This window comes from Mesorhizobium sp. 1B3 (assembly GCF_050958605.1).
In the GTDB taxonomy this organism is placed as follows: domain Bacteria; phylum Pseudomonadota; class Alphaproteobacteria; order Rhizobiales; family Rhizobiaceae.
In genome coordinates, this window is the sequence record NZ_JBJHDO010000004.1 from 263,388 (window position 1) to 279,838 (window position 16,451).

Annotated in this window: 17 protein-coding genes; 5 read left to right on the forward strand and 12 right to left on the reverse strand. The window is 59.9% G+C overall.

Annotated features, from left to right (window positions below; translation table 11 throughout):
* Positions 1 to 27: 27 nt before the first annotated feature.
* The 4 genes from ACCO56_RS13275 to ACCO56_RS13290 all read left to right on the forward strand — a co-directional run bounded on the left by ACCO56_RS13275 (position 28) and on the right by ACCO56_RS13290 (position 3,308).
* Positions 28 to 1,002 (forward strand): NADPH:quinone oxidoreductase family protein, encoded by a 975-nt coding sequence (locus ACCO56_RS13275; RefSeq protein WP_433641230.1) that lies wholly within the window; start codon positions 28 to 30, stop codon positions 1,000 to 1,002.
* Complete coding sequence (locus ACCO56_RS13280) at positions 999 to 1,427, forward strand: PaaI family thioesterase (protein ID WP_433641231.1); 429 nt, start codon at positions 999 to 1,001, stop codon at positions 1,425 to 1,427. The genes ACCO56_RS13275 and ACCO56_RS13280 overlap by 4 nt, the downstream gene beginning before the upstream one ends.
* A gap of 202 nt (positions 1,428 to 1,629) precedes the next feature.
* Positions 1,630 to 2,193, forward strand: coding sequence for an ATP-binding protein (locus tag ACCO56_RS13285; protein ID WP_433641516.1), 564 nt, complete (start codon positions 1,630 to 1,632; stop codon positions 2,191 to 2,193).
* Positions 2,194 to 2,567: 374 nt separating this feature from the next.
* Complete coding sequence (locus tag ACCO56_RS13290; RefSeq protein WP_433641232.1) at positions 2,568 to 3,308, forward strand: hypothetical protein; 741 nt, start codon at positions 2,568 to 2,570, stop codon at positions 3,306 to 3,308.
* On the opposite strand, the gene ACCO56_RS13295 is transcribed toward ACCO56_RS13290, so the two are convergent.
* The 7 genes from ACCO56_RS13295 to ACCO56_RS13325 form a co-directional block, all read right to left on the reverse strand.
* Positions 3,295 to 3,525: a hypothetical protein gene (locus tag ACCO56_RS13295; protein WP_433641525.1), complete on the reverse strand. Its 231-nt coding sequence runs from the start codon at positions 3,523 to 3,525 to the stop codon at positions 3,295 to 3,297. The genes ACCO56_RS13290 and ACCO56_RS13295 overlap by 14 nt on opposite strands.
* Positions 3,449 to 3,811: a helix-turn-helix domain-containing protein gene (locus ACCO56_RS13300; RefSeq protein ID WP_433641233.1), complete on the reverse strand. Its 363-nt coding sequence runs from the start codon at positions 3,809 to 3,811 to the stop codon at positions 3,449 to 3,451. The genes ACCO56_RS13295 and ACCO56_RS13300 overlap by 77 nt, the downstream gene beginning before the upstream one ends.
* Before the next feature lie 480 nt (positions 3,812 to 4,291).
* Positions 4,292 to 4,999, reverse strand: coding sequence for an amino acid ABC transporter permease (locus ACCO56_RS13305; protein ID WP_433641234.1), 708 nt, complete (start codon positions 4,997 to 4,999; stop codon positions 4,292 to 4,294).
* On the reverse strand, positions 4,996 to 5,781 hold the full coding sequence (locus tag ACCO56_RS13310; protein WP_433641235.1) for an amino acid ABC transporter ATP-binding protein: 786 nt from the start codon (positions 5,779 to 5,781) through the stop codon (positions 4,996 to 4,998). The genes ACCO56_RS13305 and ACCO56_RS13310 overlap by 4 nt, the downstream gene beginning before the upstream one ends.
* A 46-nt stretch (positions 5,782 to 5,827) precedes the next feature.
* Positions 5,828 to 6,610 carry a substrate-binding periplasmic protein gene (locus ACCO56_RS13315; RefSeq protein ID WP_433641236.1) on the reverse strand — a complete coding sequence of 261 codons (783 nt, stop codon included), beginning with the start codon at positions 6,608 to 6,610 and terminating at the stop codon, positions 5,828 to 5,830.
* Positions 6,591 to 8,684 carry a hydantoinase/oxoprolinase family protein gene (locus ACCO56_RS13320; RefSeq protein ID WP_433641237.1) on the reverse strand — a complete coding sequence of 698 codons (2,094 nt, stop codon included), beginning with the start codon at positions 8,682 to 8,684 and terminating at the stop codon, positions 6,591 to 6,593. Before ACCO56_RS13320 ends, ACCO56_RS13315 begins: the two co-directional genes overlap by 20 nt.
* Positions 8,685 to 8,686: 2 nt before the next feature.
* A complete protein-coding gene (locus ACCO56_RS13325; protein WP_433641238.1) occupies positions 8,687 to 10,393 on the reverse strand; it encodes a hydantoinase B/oxoprolinase family protein in 1,707 nt (568 codons plus the stop codon).
* Positions 10,394 to 10,474: 81 nt separating this feature from the next.
* Here ACCO56_RS13325 and ACCO56_RS13330 point away from each other — a divergent pair, with 81 nt between their 5' ends.
* Positions 10,475 to 11,236 (forward strand): IclR family transcriptional regulator, encoded by a 762-nt coding sequence (locus ACCO56_RS13330; RefSeq protein WP_433641239.1) that lies wholly within the window; start codon positions 10,475 to 10,477, stop codon positions 11,234 to 11,236.
* A 191-nt stretch (positions 11,237 to 11,427) separates the two neighbouring features.
* Here ACCO56_RS13330 and ACCO56_RS13335 read toward each other — a convergent pair whose 3' ends face one another.
* The 5 genes from ACCO56_RS13335 to tmk form a co-directional block, all read right to left on the reverse strand.
* The gene (locus ACCO56_RS13335) at positions 11,428 to 12,240 is read right to left on the reverse strand and encodes an MBL fold metallo-hydrolase (protein ID WP_433641240.1); all 813 of its coding nucleotides are present in this window, start codon (positions 12,238 to 12,240) and stop codon (positions 11,428 to 11,430) included.
* Positions 12,237 to 13,037 carry a TatD family hydrolase gene (locus tag ACCO56_RS13340; RefSeq protein ID WP_433641241.1) on the reverse strand — a complete coding sequence of 267 codons (801 nt, stop codon included), beginning with the start codon at positions 13,035 to 13,037 and terminating at the stop codon, positions 12,237 to 12,239. The genes ACCO56_RS13335 and ACCO56_RS13340 overlap by 4 nt, the downstream gene beginning before the upstream one ends.
* Before the next feature lie 8 nt (positions 13,038 to 13,045).
* Positions 13,046 to 14,596: a methionine--tRNA ligase gene (gene metG, locus ACCO56_RS13345; RefSeq protein ID WP_433641242.1), complete on the reverse strand. Its 1,551-nt coding sequence runs from the start codon at positions 14,594 to 14,596 to the stop codon at positions 13,046 to 13,048.
* A gap of 85 nt (positions 14,597 to 14,681) precedes the next feature.
* Positions 14,682 to 15,737: a DNA polymerase III subunit delta' gene (locus ACCO56_RS13350; protein ID WP_433641243.1), complete on the reverse strand. Its 1,056-nt coding sequence runs from the start codon at positions 15,735 to 15,737 to the stop codon at positions 14,682 to 14,684.
* Positions 15,734 to 16,393, reverse strand: a complete 660-nt coding sequence (gene tmk / locus ACCO56_RS13355) for a dTMP kinase (RefSeq protein ID WP_433641244.1) — start codon at positions 16,391 to 16,393, stop codon at positions 15,734 to 15,736. Before tmk ends, ACCO56_RS13350 begins: the two co-directional genes overlap by 4 nt.
* Between the last annotated feature and the right edge of the window lie 58 nt (positions 16,394 to 16,451).

The following is a 16,451-nucleotide window of genomic DNA, read 5'->3' on the forward strand; positions in this document are numbered from 1 at the left end:
GAAGCGGCCAGTAACTGGAGAAGTGTAATGAGAGCCGTCATCTGCAAGGAATTCGGCTCGTTCGAGTCGCTGGCCGTCGAACACTTCGACCTGCCTCCACCCCAATCAGGTCAGGCCCGCATCCGGGTTGAGGCGGCCGGGGTCAACTTTCCCGACACGCTGATGGTGCAGGGGAAGTACCAGGTGCGGCCGGATCGGCCCTTCGTGCCGGGAGCCGAGCTTGCTGGCGTCGTCGAAGTGGTCGGGGAGGGGGCCGGTGATTTCAGGCCTGGCATGAAGGTCATTGGCATGGTCGGCCTGGGCGCTTTCGCCGAAGCTGCAAATGTACGAACGTCGCGCCTGCTGAGACGGCCCGAGGGCATGGACGCCGTGACAGCCGCCGGCTTCTCCATGACCTACGGCACCAGTATGCATGCACTGAAGCAACGTGCCCGCTTGAAATCTGGCGAGACGCTTCTTGTGCTTGGCGCGAGCGGCGGTGTCGGTCTTGCTGCGGTCGAAATCGGCAAGGCAATGGGCGCAACCGTTATCGCTGCCGCGAGCAGCCAGGAGAAGCTGAAGGTCGCCGCTGACGCCGGCGCCGACCACCTGATCGATTATCAGAGCGAATCCGTGAAGGACCGTGTCAAGGAAATCACCGGCGGTAAAGGAGCCGATGTCGCATATGATCCCGTCGGTGGAGACTTCCTCGAGGAAGCTGTGCGAGCCAGCGCGTGGGAGGGACGCGTGCTCGTTGTCGGCTTCGCTTCCGGAACGATCCCGCGCGTGCCCGCCAATCTGCTGCTGCTCAAGGGCTGCGCTCTTGTCGGGGTGTTCTTCGGTACGTTCCGCGACAAGGATCCGGAGGCAAACCGGCAGAACTTCGAGGAGTTGTTCGAGTGGTTCGAACAGGGCAAGCTGAAACCGCTGGTGAGCCGCACAATGGACATTTCCGAAGTCGTGAGCGCCTTCGAAGTGCTGGTGAGCCGACAGGCCATCGGCAAGATCGTCCTGACGACATGAGCGAGCATCTTTCAGCCAGCTATAGCGGGATTGGGATCTTCGCCCATATCGGCTTGCGTCTCACCCACTCCGAAGAAGGCAGAGTCGTAGGCGGACTCGATGTGGGACCGGAGCATCGCAATCGCGCCGGTTACGTGCATGGCGGCGTGTTGTGCACGATGCTTGACTTCGCAGCCTGCGCGGCCGGGCTGCATTCCGAGGCCGGTGAGCGCCGCCGTCTCGCTGTGACACTGTCCCTGTCGACGCAGTTCACAAAGGCCGTGGACGGGGGACACCTTCGCGTCGAAGGTCAGCTTCTCTCCGCCGGGCGCAAGACCTATACCGCCGATGCTCGGGTCTACGATGACAGCGGCGACCTGGTCGCTCACGCGATCGGCACCTTTCAGTGGCGGCCGGGCAGCGAGCCAGCTGCCGCTGCCTTCTAAATGGAAGGCAAAACCAGGAAAAGGAGACCCGACATGTGGCAGAGACAGGGCAGGGGGTTTCCCATCCCTGCAAAGTAGAAATGTCGTCTCAAGCCGTGGCCTGTTCCTCCAGGCACGACGAGAGCGTCCGATCGGGGGCTAGCCGGTCGCCGTCCGGGCAATTGGGTTGTCAGCTTCACCGCCGTTAGGCTATCCGGTGGAAATGGGGCCTGACGCTCGCATATACATCACAGGAGCCTCTTGCGCAGGCGTAACGACTTTGGGCGAAAGGCTGGCACATCAGCTCAATGTCCAACATTTGGACGTCGACGATTTCTATTGGATATCTACGAGCCCTCCTTTCACCACGAAGCGCCCGCCTGAAGAGCGCGTCAGCCTTATCCGACAAGAACAAGAAAATGGTGGCGGCTGGGTGCTGACGGGTTCCTTTGATGGTTGGGGAGACACGCTCATCAATGATGTAGATCTGATCGTGTTTATTTACACGCCGACGTCTGTTCGGCTGAAGCGTCTGCTGGCGCGCGAAAAGGAGCGTTACGGCGACCGGATCATGCCTGGTGGCGACATGCACGACATTCATGTTGCATTCCGGCAGTGGGCATCACGGTATGATGATCCAGAATTCTCGGGCCGCAATCACGTGCGGCATGAGGCTTGGCTTTCGGACCAAACTGTCCCGGTCATTAGACTTGATGGGACGCATGACGTCGAGGATCTGGCTAAAACAGTAATTGCCGCTCTGAGCAAAGAGAGAGATGTCCCTTGAACAAGCGAATTAGGGAGCGTGGGCTATCCAGCTCTCTAAGATCTGCGAGTAGGTGCATCTCGCACTTCAAGATAGAACGCACCCGCCTACAGCCATTGTTGCAACCGTTCTGAAATGTGCCGGCTCTGCAAAATAGAAATGTCGTATCGGAACGCTCAGAGGGCAGGGCGCAGCAAGTTTGAAACGCGACAGCGATGCGCGAGAAGGGCACGACGGGAGCGCCCGATCGGGCGTCAGCTGGTCGGGGTTGCGCAGCCCGATCGGGCGCGTTCCAGTTGAACTCCTCGGCTTTAGCTTTTTCAGTTCAATATCGCGACCCTGGAGAATGATTCCCGGCGGCTTTATGCTCCAGCGTCGGAAACCAGGATGACGTCATGCTTCCAAAAATCGAACTGCTTGCTGACATTGACGTCGCCGCGATGTCGCCGCTGCTTCGCGGCATGATCATGACGGTATCCTATGCCGACACCAAAGGTGGCATCGGGTTGACCGCGACGGGCGCGATGAACCGCAAGTTCGTGCACTGGGCCGCTGTTCACTTCAAGTGGCCCGACTACACCTGCGAGGAGCTGTACAGTGTCAGCAAAGTTCTCAATGAATCTGACATGCCGCCGCTTTGGGCGGTCCGTGACATGCTCAACCACCTAAGGCTTCTCCGGCGAAAGAAAGACACTCTGCTTCCTACCAAACGGGGCAGGGACTTTTTGGCGAGACCGCAGGCCTTCTTCGATCTGATCGCGACGGATTATCTTTATGCTTATATCCACGACGGACAGACGCAGGAGTCTGTCCGGGAACGGATGCACTGGTGGCACGTCTTTCTCAACCTAATCAATATCAAGGCAGGAGCGGGCTGTTCGCTGAACGACCTAGTGCATGAGTTATATCCGCCCGAGTCATATCCGGCTGCGGAAGCACAAATGACGGTCGAAGCCTGGAGGGAAAAATCTGAGTTCCGCAACAACATCCTTCGCCCGCTGTGCTGGCTGGGATTGCTGCATGAAGATCGCGAGGGACTAACTATTCTGCAGGACGGGACGTACCACAAGACACCGTTGTGGGCTGCCTGCTTAAAGCTGGAATCCGACGCGCAATCCGCAATCACCCTTCATTGAACTGTGCCGAGCGAGATTGCTCCTGTTCCGCCGCACCGTGCCGGGAAAGCGCCTGCCGACGTCGGGCAACAACTGCCGGATCGTTCATGAAATCGGTTCGGCGGCCCGGCTTCGTCCCGCGCTTCTTATACCCAGTCTGCTCACTGTTGGTCTTGATCTTCGGCACCGGCCGCACCTCGTCCTGCTGGGCCTTGATCCAGGATAGCACCTCGCCCAACCGCTTGTTCTCGGTGATTGCAGCATGCGAACGCGAACCTCTTCAGCAGCCGCTGAACCTGTCGAGGCGTCAGGCCAAGAACATGCGCCGCCGTCACGGTTCGCAGTCGACCCTCCATGACCTTCGACAACACCTCGATACGCTGCAGTTCGCGCTCGCTCATCAAAACCAGTCCCAACTCGCAATCTCCCACGTCATTCAAGACGGGGAGACTGGCACTACGTCCGCAGAAACGACATTCCTGCTTTGCAGAATCGCGACATTTTAGCTTTGCGCCTACAGCCATAAGTCGGATAAGAAAGATTATGGAACCTAAAGCGGGGCACTATTGCCTGTTCAGGTTCAACCGCCGCCTACGCCGAGGCGCATATCGACCGTCAGAAGGTTCTTGCGCTGTGGTGCGATCCTGTGATCGGCGCGCACTTGAGCGTGAGTCAATGCTTTCCAACTTATGGGTTATGCGTGAAAGTCACGCGGCTTCACTATCTGATTGTTGTTCAGAAAGCGGAAGATGAGAGGAAAACCTTACTCGTCGCGCCAGAGGGCAAAATGGAGCATGTCGCGCTAAAGGGACCTCGGCCGCTTTTTGGGCGGGCCTCTCCCGCGCGGCTTCTAAATCAGGTGTGGGGCGCGGCTTTGATGTAACCCAGACACCTACGCTCGCGTCGGGACGCTCCAAATGCCTTTGGCTTCAATGGCGGTTTCCGGCCCGACCCATGATTGAGCCATGGCTCCCGCCCCCTCCCCGTCCTAAGACAGCATAAGCTCAAGCAGATGCCCGCACGGCTGCTCGGGTCCCGCCCATCCAGCGCTCGATGCGGGCTGATGCAAGCTGCAGCAGGATCACTAGCACCACATACAGGAGTGCTGCAAGCACATAAGCCTCGAGGTTTCGGAATGTCGCGGATGCCACCATCTGGGCGTTGCGCATCAATTCTGTGACGCCGATCACCGACGCCAGTGACGTGCCCTTCAGGATGATGATGAATTCGTTGCAAAGCGTGGGAAACGCTGTCCGGAACGCCTGCGGCAAGATAATCCGGCGCATGGCTTTCGGGTAGGTCATACCAATCGAACGGGCCGCCTCCATCTGTTCTTCGGGGATCGACAGGATAGAAGCACGCACGATCTCCGCTACGTAGGCACCAGCGTTGACAGAAAAGGCCAGAGTGGCGGCCAGCAACCGATTATCGAGCGGTGAAAAAATCGCGATCAGCACGTCGCTGTTCGTTGCCATAGCCCATGCAGGCAAGCCGAAATAGACGATGTAGAGCAGAACCAATGGCGGGACGGCCCTGAAAACTGCGACGTAGCTGATCGTCAAGTACCTAAGGAGCGGGATCTGCGACAACCGTCCCATAGCCACGGCCACGCCGATGATCAGCGCCCCAGTCATGGCGGCCGCCGTCAGCGCAAGTCCCACTAGCGCGCCTTTAAGATACAAGGGCAGATATGCAATGGCAAAATCGATCATTTTCCCAGGCTCGCCGCGATGAATGCCGCGATCCTTGGAGTAGGCGGCTCTTCGAAGAAAACGGATGTCGGAAGATCGGCGACAATCCTGCCGGCTTCCATAAACACGATGCGATCAGCTGCCTCGCGCGCAAACCTCAACTCATGCGTGACCACCAGCATCGTCCTCTTTTCATCCGACAGCCGCCGCATCACAGCCAGCACTTCGCCGACCAGTTCGGGGTCCAGCGCCGAGGTCGCCTCATCAAACAGCAACAGCAGCGGTTCCATGCAGAGTGCCCGCGCAATGCCCACCCGTTGTTGCTGCCCTCCTGAAAGCTCGGCCGGATAGGCGTCCGCCTTGTCGCTCATGCCGACGGAAGCGAGAATCGCCATGGCGCGCTCGGCCGCGGCCTGCCGCGGCTGGCGTAGCACCTGCACGGGACCCTCGATCAGATTTTCCAGCACAGACTTGTGCGGAAACAAGGCAAAGCGTTGAAAGACCATTCCGATCTTCTGACGCTTGAGACTGATTTCCGCATCGCTTTGCAGCTTCAGTCCCGCCGCCGTTCTGCGATAGCCAATGACATCATCGTCGACGACGACCTCGCCCCGGTCATACGGAACGAGGAAGTTGACACAGCGTAGCAGCGTGGTCTTTCCCGAACCACTGGGACCGATGATGGCGAGGGTCTGCCCGCGATCCACATCGAGATCGATGTCCCTCAGCACCTCCACATTGCCGTAGGACTTGCCCAGCCCTTGAATGCGCAGCACCGGACGGTTTTCACGGGTGTCGTGCAATGGGAAGACCTTTCTTCACCTGAAAGAGCCTTGCAGGCTATACGCGTTATTGCGGTATGCTCGAGGCGTTTCCGAACCATTTGACGGCAATGGCTTGCAAGGAGCCGTCCGCCTTCATGTCGGCAATCGCATCATTGATCTGGCGCAGCCCCTCCACATCATCCTTTCGCAATGCGATACCATTCAGCTTCACGTCGTCGCTCAGTGGCTTTTCAACGATATGAAGCTTGTCCTTGAACTGGTGCGAAGCGATGAAGGAGCCGTTGACACTCTCAACCACCACTACGTCCAGCCTACCAAGCATCAGGTCGTTATAGGCATCGACTACCGTGTTGTAGGTAACCGGCTCGACGCTTTCAGCCTTCGCCAGAAGTGCGGCCGCAGCTGTGCTGACCATCACGCCGGTACGCAGGTTTTTGAGATCATTGAGAGTAACCGGCTTTTTGTCGGACTCGGATTTCACCACAGCGATGATGGATTGCTGCATGATGGGATCGGAAAAGTTGACGATCTGCTGCCGCTCCTCGGTGATCACCATGTTGGTAATGGCATCAATCTTCCTGGCTTGGAGCGCCGGGATAATGCCATCCCAGGCCATGCCCTCATATTTGACAGGAATGCCCAGGTGCTTTCCAAGAGCATTGGCGAAGTCGACATCGAAACCGACGATGTCGCCGCTTTCGTTGACGAACGAGATCGGTCGGAAATGGGGATCTGCCCCTACGGTCAGTGACGTGAACTTTTCCTGCGCCTGTGCAGGAGCAAACGAGAGGGCGGCGAGCAGGCACGCGCCTGCAATTCCCGCAAGATTACGAAGTCGAAAGCTCATTTTCCTTCATCCCCTTGGTTGTCGTTGTTTTCCTGTTTTCGAAGGCGACCGAAACCATCATGGCCATTGAACCTGGCAACACCTCGATCCTGTCGCCGCGACCGATCACGGTTGCGGAATCGAACTGTTCGATGACCAGAGGCCCCACGCCTTGCCATCCCGAAGGAAGGTCCTGGCGGCGGTAGACCGGGCACTCGACCTCTTCGTTCTCGTCCAGCCAAATCGTCCGAAATCCGATCGGCCCTATTTCGACCCCAACCGAAACCTGATCATTGCTCTCGAAAGAAGCTCGCGGCCTGCTGATCTTCAGGCGCAGATTGACGAGCTCCACAGGCGCGCTATCGGAAGCGTGGCCATAACGTTTCAAATGTTCCGCAATGAAAAGCTTGCGGCTGGCTTCGAGCCCCGAAAGGTCGGGGCTGGACATGGATACAGGCAGGGCATGAGATTGCCCCACATAGCGAAGATCGACCAGCCAGCGTGTATCCAGATCGTCATCTTCAAAGCCGTCCTCGGCAACACGTGACATCAGTTGGCCGCTAAGCCTATGGGTTATGTCTGCCAGGTCGTCCGCATTGACCTGGTCCAGCGGCTTCAGCCAAGTACGCTGCGCATCATAGGCGATATCGACCGTGGCAATGCCATGAGCGGAAAATACGCCGCAATAATAGGGGATCAGGACCCTGGGTATCTCCAGCGAGCGAGCCACCTCGATCGCGTGCAGCGGGCCCGCTCCGCCGAACGCCACGAGCAGCATCTTGCGCGGATCATCCCCTCTTTCCGTGGAAATGGCTCGTACCGCCCTGACGATATTGGCTGTAGTAACCCTCAAGATGCCATGCGCAGCGCGTTGCCAGCTGATCGCAAGCGACTTTGCGATTTCCTTCTCAATCGCGTTGATGGCTGCAGCACGGTCCAGCCGGAACTCACCGCCCAGCATGCTGCGCTCGCCCAAACGGTTAAGCGCGACGTGAGCATCTGTGACGGTGGGCTGCGTACCGCCCTGGCCATAAGATACCGGGCCGGGATCGGAGCTTGCGCTGCGAGGGCCAACCTTTAGCAATCCAGTTGCATCTATATGCGCGATCGAGCCGCCCCCGGCGCCGATCGTCTCGATCTCCGCCGAAGCAATCGCCACCGGATAGCCGCCGATCACCCGCTCATCGGTGACGGTGATTTCGCCGTCATGCAGCACCGCGAGATCCGAGCTGGTACCACCAACATCAAGGGTCAGGACGGATTCGAACCCGTGCTGCCGCGCCAGATCGCGCGTGCCGACGACACCACCTGCAGGGCCGGACATGGCGCATTTGATAGGGAAGCGGGCGGCCTCGGAAAATGTAAGACACCCCCCTGCCGATCCCATAATGTAGGTCTTGGCTATGCCGCCGCCATTGACCTTGCCCAAACCATCGAGAAAGCGGGACATCACGGGAATGGAAGCGGCATTGAGCACCGTTGCCGCGGTGCGCTCATATTCACGGAAGACAGGCAACACCTCGGATGAGATAGAGACCGGAACATCGAGTTCCGCCAACCGCTCGCGTGCTGCAGCCTCATGTTGGGAATCGACATAGGAATAGAGGAAGCTGACAGCAATCGCCTCCACTCCGGCTCCTCGTACCTTCTCTAGGCAGCGTTCCAGTTGCTCCATATCGAGAGGCTTGAGCACCGCTCCAGTATGATCCAGCCGTTCAGGGATGTCGAAGCGCAGATCGCGCGGCGCAACGACAGGGGCCCTGCGCTTGTGAAGGTCGTAGGATGAGGGGCGGGTCATGCGTGCGATTTCGATCACGTCACGAAAACCCTCGGTGGTGAAAAGGGCGGTCTTCGCCAGTTGTCCCTCAAGCAGGGCATTGGTGACGACCGTCGTTCCGATTACCAGCGAAGCGATGTCGGAAAGCTGCCGATCCATCTCCTGCACGAGTTGCCGCAGAGCCGCGAAAATATCTTCGCCCTGCATACCTTTTCTGTGCAGAACCTTGCCGATCCGCGTCCGGCCCGTTTCAGGATCGGCAAGCACGACATCGATGAACGTTCCGCCCACATCCGCGGCTGCCAGAAGATGCGGCATACTCAGCTCCGTTCTTCCATGACCGTGGAAAGACGTTCGGTCGCCGCCTTCATGCGGTAACCCAAGACTTCATCCAGCGCCCTTTCGTTGTCCGGGCGCGACGCCGGTTTGCCATATCCGCCGCCACCGGCTGTCTCGATGACGATGAGCGTTTCTGCTGGAACCGAAGCTTCCATGAAGCGCGAAACCGTCTGACGCTGTCCATCCGCATAGCTGATCGTTGCCACCGTCGGTTTTCCACTGCGTCCGCCATAAAGGCCGTTCGGACCATTCGCCGGCATGCTGATCTGGAAAGAGCAACGCACCGGTGAAAGCATCCGGAAGGCACGGCGCAAACCGAAACCACCCCGGTAACGGCCTTCGCCCGCCGAGCCCTCGACCAGTTCGTAGCGTTCGATGCGAACGGGAAGGCTCGTTTCCAGCACCTCGACCGGTGTATCGTGCAGATTGGCGACGGGCGGGATCATACCGCTTTCGCCATCAGCAACCGAACTAGCACCCGAGCCACCACCGAGAGCTTCGCCATAGGCGAACAGTCTGTGAGTTGCCGGATGGATACCGCCGAAAGAAAACACGCCGCCGCCGCCCGTCCCAGCGAGAACCTTTTCCGGCACGATGTCGGCCAACGCGGACATGAGCGCATCGAAGGTATGGTAGGAGACCTGCGTTGCGGCAGAAATGGCGCAAGGAAAGCGCGGATTCAGGATGCTGCCTTCGGGCATGACGACATCGATGCCACGATACATGCCCGCATTTGCTGCAATGCCCTCGGCGATCGTAATGCGCACCGCCATGTAGACACAGGCAAGAGTGTTGGAGAGGCATGAGTTGAACGGACTGAGGGTTTGCCCTCCGGTACCCGTAAAATCTACCACCAGCCTGCCGTCGCGCTTGCCAACAGTCACGCGGATCGGAACACCTTCGTCGCCGAAATCCGCGAGCGCCTCACCTTTCCACAAACGTTCGGGAAGAGCCTCGACACGCTTTCTAAAGGCAATTTCCGAAAGCTCGACGATCTGGGAAATCGCAAAGTTCAGGTCGCCCGCGCTGTATTTCCCGGAAAGCTCGTCGAATCGATTCTGGGCGACGACGACGGACGCTATCTGCGCGCCGAGGTCTGCTTGTCTCTCCTCTGGAAGTCGAGAGTTCGCACGGATGATCCGCTCGACGCCAGATTGCAGGACACCAAAATCCACCAACTTGACCGGGGGGATGCGCAACCCTTCATGGAATATCTCGGTTGCGCCTGCCGGCATGCTGCGCGGTGACATGCCCCCGACATCTGTGTGATGAGCCATGCTGGCTGCGAATCCGACAAGCTCGTCACCGACGAAAAGCGGCCCGGCCACAATAAAATCCGGAAGATGGTTGGCGCCATGATAGGGGTCATTGACCAGAAAGACGTCTCCGGGACGCGCATCTCGCGCCGGGAAGTCGCGCAGTATATGAGCGAGCGCATTCGCCATGACCCCGAGGTGAATGGGAATATGCTCCGCCTGAACGGCGATTTCTCCTTCACGGCTGTAAAGGCAACACGAACAGTCCCGCCGCTCCTTGATGTTGGGCGAGTGGCTCGAACGCACCAGCGCCTCGGCCATTTCCTCGCAGATCGACTGCAGGCTGCTGCGGATCAGCTCGATTTCGATCCCGTCCAGCAGGCTGGACGCTGGATGTGCGTGATGGCTGTGTTCTGAAGCTGGAATTTGCATGGACTTGAATTTGTCTCGAACGCGTTGCCGAGCATTATGAGCGATGCTACAGGTCCATCAACATGAAACTGGTTCACATACATGGACGCTCAAGTCAAAAGCGCAGCCAGGGTTCTGGAACTGCTTGAACTGTTGGGGCGGGCGACCAAACCCGTTTCGCTCAAGAACGTCATCGACGAGCTTGGCTATCCCAAGAGCAGTGCCCATCTGCTTATGGGAACGCTCGTGGCGCGCGGTTATGCGATACGCGACGAGAACGACAGGTTCCAGCTCAATCCGGCTCACCGGAACGGTCCCGGCTGGGTGACGGGACCGCATGCACACCTTATCGAGGTGGCAACCCCAGTCCTCGGCATGCTCCGCGACCGCAGCGGCGAGACGGTCATGCTTGGCGTGCTCAATCGCGATCTTCGGCTGCGCACAATAGCGACCTGCGTCGGCACGCAAGCCGTCCGATATGACTCTCCTCTTTCCGGCAGCGTGCCTTCCTATTGCACCGCCATGGGAAGGGTGATGCTGGCCACGCGACCGCCAAGGGAGGTCGATCGCTATCTAGCGGGCGAACGTATTATCGCCCATACCCCTTACACTGTGATCGACAGGGGAATCCTAAAACAGATGATCGTGCAAGCAGGCCGTGACGGCTATGCCGTGTCGGATCAGGAAATGGACATTGGCGGCTCTGGCGTCGCGGCACCGGTTTCCGATGCCTCGGGCAAGATCATCGCCGCTCTCGACGTCGCCGCTGTCTCCAGTCGGTTTCACATCGACCGCGACAGGATCATTGCCGAGGTCTGCAAGCACGCGCGCATCCTGAGCAAAAATCTCGGTTTCCACGGATGAATGGAAGAAACGGCCACTCTCCTGTCCTCGGAAAATCAAAGTCTTGGCGATCTGACCTACAGTACAGCCGCAGTGACTGCGGTCTCTTCCGCTATCCGCGTCGATGCCCCATCCGTCGGATTTCCACGGCGAGCCCCGCCTGCTCCGCGGCCTGGATCACCCGCTGGATGCTCCCGTTCGGCTGCTTTTGTTCAGTTGTAGGGAATCTCCAGGACCATCCCGTCAAAGGCCGGTTCGACGTGATCGGGCGTTTCGGCGCGAACCGTCTCGTAATCGAGCGGTATGTGCATATGGGTCAGCACCGCTCTTTCCGGAGCCAGTCGCTCGATCCACGCAAGGGTCTCGGAGAGCGAGAGATGGCTGGGATGTGGCCTGTATTGGAGGGCATCGATGACCAGGAGATCCAGCCCTTTCAGACGGTCGGCCGTCGTCGGGGGGAAGTTGCTCACGTCCGAACAATAGGCAAGCCCGCCGATCCGGAACCCTAGCGATATGATGTCGCCATGGATTTGCGGAAGAGGCTCGAAGGAAACGGGTCCGCCTTCGCCGTCGATGACCACCGGTTCATCATGGTCGATCGCATTGGCTCGTACGATGGGCGGATAGGAGCTGCCGGCGGGCGTCTCGAAACAATAGCCGAAGGCTTCATGAAGGCGTTGCAGCGTTGGCCCGTCGGCATAGATGTCGATCAGGCGACGTTGCTCCAGCACGTAGCCGCGCAGATCGTCGATTCCGTGGATGTGATCGGCATGCGCGTGCGTGTAGATCGCGGCATCGAGCCGCCTCACGCCTGCTATCAACATCTGCTCGCGGAAATCCGGCCCGGTGTCTATGACGATGCGCGTGACGCCGCCGGAAGCCGACATGCGCTCCACCAGCGCAGCGGTGCGCCTGCGCCTGTTTCTGGGATTCGATGGATCACAGCGCCCCCAATCCCCGGTGATTCGCGGCACGCCTGGCGAGGAGCCGCAACCGAGGATCGTAAGACGCAGGCGGTCGCTCACGCCGCCGCGCTCCCGCCTGTCGGACGAGGCATCTTACTGAACAGGCGGAAGAAGTTGCCGGACGTGATGTCGGCCACTTCCTCGGCGCTCAGTCCGATCGTCTCGGCAAGAACGCTGGCCGTGTGAGCTACATAGGCCGGCTCGTTCCTCTTCCCCCGGAAAGGCATGGGCGCGAGATAAGGCGCATCCGTTTCGACCAGCAATCGGTCACGGGGCACGTTTCCGGCGATCGCCCGCAATTCCTCGGACTTGCGGAAGGTCAGGATACCCGAGAAGGAAATGTAGCCACCAAGTCGCACGCCGGCATCGGCGAGTTTCTGGCTGGACGAAAAACAATGGAGGATGAAGGGGAAAGCCCCCTTCCCCATTTCGTCCTCCAAGATCGCGATCATGTCGTCATCCGCGTCGCGAGAGTGGATCACCAGCGGCAGGTCTGTCTCACGCGCGGCCGCGATGTGCGTACGGAAGCTCCTGGCCTGGGCGTCGCGGGGCGCGTGGTCGTAGAAATAATCGAGACCGGCCTCGCCGATGGCCACGACCTTTGGATGTCGCGACAGCTGGGCAAGTTCCTCCGTCGTCACATCCGATTCTTCTGCGGCATTGTGGGGGTGCGTCCCGACGGAGCAATAAACTTCATGATACCGCTCCGCGATCGCAAGAAGCGACGGGAAGCGGCGGACCCGGGTAGAGATCGTTACCATTCGCCCGACCCCGGCCGCGACGGCGCGCGCGACGATGGCGTCACGCTCGCTGTCGAAGTCCGGGAAATCCAGGTGGCAATGACTGTCGACGAGCATTTGCTTTGTCAGGCCTGTTCGGGCTGTTCCACGTAACGCGGGAAGACCCCGGTCGGTGCGGGCAACGGCGTGCCGGGAACCAGCGCATGCGCTTCCACGATGTGTGCGAAGTCGCGTTCTGTCGCCGGAACGGCAAGCAGATCCAGGAGTTTGCCGGCGGAACCCGGAATGAAGGGCTGGCACAGGATCGCGATCCGGCGGACGAGTTCGGCCGTGGTATAGAGCACCGCCTCCATGCGCGCGGGGTCGGTCTTGCGCAAGGCCCAGGGTTCCTGGCTTGCGAAATACCGGTCCCCCTCGGCGACGACCGAGAAGATCGCGGCGAGGGCCAGGTGGATGCCCTGCTCACCCATGGCCTTGCGGGCCGAAACCAGCGCCGCTTCGGCTTGCGCGAGGATCGCGCCGTCGACTTCGGAAATCGCCCCGCTCTGCGGCACGCCCCCCCCGCAATTCTTGGCGATCATCGACAACGAACGCTGCGCCAGATTGCCGAGCCCGTTGGCCAGATCGGCATTGGTCCGGTTGACGATCGCCTCATGACTGTAATTGCCGTCCTGTCCGAAGGGCACTTCCCGGAGCAGGAAGTAGCGAACCTGGTCCAGCCCGTAATGGTCGACAAGCGCGAAGGGGTCGATCACGTTGCCGACCGACTTCGACATCTTTTCCCCGCGATTGAAGACGAAGCCATGGCCGAAGACGCGCTTCGGGAGCTCGATGCCAGACGACATCAGGAATGCCGGCCAGTAGATCGCGTGGAACCGGACAATATCCTTGCCGATCACATGAAGATCGGCCGGCCAATAGCGCCAGCGCTCATCCCGCTCATCGGGATAGCCGACCCCGGTGATGTAGTTGGTCAGGGCGTCAACCCATACATACATCACGTGATTCTCGTCGCCGGGCACCGGCACGCCCCAATCGAAGGTCGTGCGGGAAATGGACAAGTCCTTCAGCCCGGATTTGACGAAGCTCACGACCTCGTTGCGTCGTTCCGCCGGCCGGATGAAGCCTGGATTTTTCTCGTAGAAATCGAGCAGACGATCGCCATAGGCCGAAAGCCGGAAGAAATAGCTTTCCTCCTCCACCCATTCCACCGGCGTGCACTGCGGGCCGTAACGCACCCCGTCGTCGCGTAGCTCGGTTTCCTCCTCGCCGTAATAGGCCTCGTCGCGCACCGAATACCAGCCGGCGTAGCCACCCTTGTAGATGTCTCCATTGGCAGCCATCGCTGTCCAGATCGCCTGGCTGGCGGCGTAGTGACGTTCTTCGGTTGTACGGATGAAGTCGTCGTTCGAAATGTTGAGCACGTCGGCCATGCGGCGAAACTCGGCGGCGTTGCGGTCCGCCAGCTCGCGCGCCGATATGCCTTCCTTCCGCGCGGTCTGCAGCATCTTGATGCCGTGCTCGTCCGTGCCTGTCAGGAAGAAGACATCCTTCCCGTCATGGCGCTGGAAACGCGCCAGCGCGTCGGTGGCGATCACCTCGTAGGCGTGCCCGATATGGGGCTTGCCGTTCGGGTATGAGATTGCGGTGGTGATGTAGAATTTTTCGCGTGCCATGTGTGTAGCCGTTCGCAAGGCTGAAATGTCGGGTGGGGAAATAGCGCATCAGGACGGCCGTAACCATCCCGCGCCGGGAACGGCGTCACATTCGAAGCGTGTCGTGCAGACGAAAGATCATGTTCAGCGCGTGTTGTTTGCGGTCCAGATTGTAAGTGTCCGCCTCGCTTATCGCAATGCGCAAATCCTGCCAGGCCTGCGAAAATCTCTCCGCCCGCTCGATGTCCCCGCGATAAGCGGCGTCATTGGCAGCAGTGGCAAGCGTTTCCAGCGCATGATCGTTGAACAGGCCGAACGCTATCGCTTGGTCGCGCCCTGCCACCACATCGGCCAATCGGTGAGCGTCCGAGATAGGGATCCTGGCCTCCCGCAGTAATTGATCGAGCGCACCGGCGATCTCCAGTCCGCCATACTGGGTCAGCAAAATCGCGGTGCGCGGGCTCCCCGCCGCATTCGCGACAAGCGCCGCGCGTTCGACTTCGCTCGCAGGCAGGCCCGTATCGAAGCCATTGAGGACGGTCAGCACGTCGTCGTCGCTAAGCGGGCCGAAACGCACGATCTGGCAGCGCGATCGGATGGTCGGCAAGAGCCGGCCCAGGGAATGGGCGATCAGAACGAAAAGTGTGCGGGCCGGCGGCTCCTCGAGATTCTTCAGCAATGCGTTGGCGGCGTTGACATTCATGTCGTCGGCCGGATCGACGATAACGACGCGGTAGCCGCCGTCATGCGAGGTCAACGACAGGAAGCGACTTACTTTGCGGATCTCGTCGACCGTGACCGCACCCTTGTAGCTCTTCGTCCTGTCGTTCATCGGTCGCGTCAGGTGCAACACGGAAGGATGCGCGCCGTTGGCGATCTGCCGGAACAGGGCGGAGGTGGGATTGGGTGTCGCGAGGTAGTCCGGCGCTTGTTCGTGGTCGACGTGGCAGAGCAGGTGATTGACGAGGTGGAAGGCAAGTGTCGCCTTGCCTATTCCCTGGGGACCGACGAAGAGCAAGGCGTGCGGCAGCTTGCCGGCGCGGTAAGCCGCGACGAGCGCGTCGCCTGCTTCGCGATGCCCGACAAGAACGGGGTTCTCAGCCGGCTCGGGGATGCCGTCCAGCGTGTCATGCTGTTCCGGCGCGATACGCTCGAACATCATGCCTCCGCTCTTGTCGCGGCACGTTCAAGTCCGGCAAAAACCGCCTCGGCTATGCTGGCCTCGACCTCTTCCTCTCTTCTTCCAGAATCGATCACGACACACCGGTCTGGCTCCTTCCGGGCGATCGCAAGATATGCCTCGCGCCGCCGGCGGTGAATCTCCAGCGTCTCCTTTTCATAGCGGTCGGCGACCTGCTCTTCGCCCCTGCGCGCCGTGGCGCGCCTCAACCCTTCCTCGGGATCGATGTCGAGGATCAATGTCAGGTCCGGCATCATGCCGTTGATCGCCACTTCTTCCAGTCGCGCCATGAAAGACGCGTCCAGCCCGCTGCCCACCCCTTGATAAACCCGAGAGGAATCGAGGAACCGGTCGCAAAGAACAATCGCGCCTCGTTCGACTGCGGGACGGATGACCTGCTCCACATGGTCCGAACGCGCCGCGGCAAAAAGGATGGCTTCCATCACGGGGCCATAAGGTTCCGCGGCGCCCGACAGCAGCACGTGCCGCACGGCTTCCGCACCTGGCGAGCCGCCGGGTTCTCGGGTGACGACGACCGAACGGCCCCGCTCGCGCAGCTTTTCGGCCAGCCGCGTGATCTGGGTGGATTTGCCCGCCCCTTCGCCGCCCTCGAAAGTGATGAAGAAACCTCGCGCCAATATGGCCTTCCGTTCCAGCTTTTGTTCGGTCCGCCAACCGGACAACCGCCGCTGTATT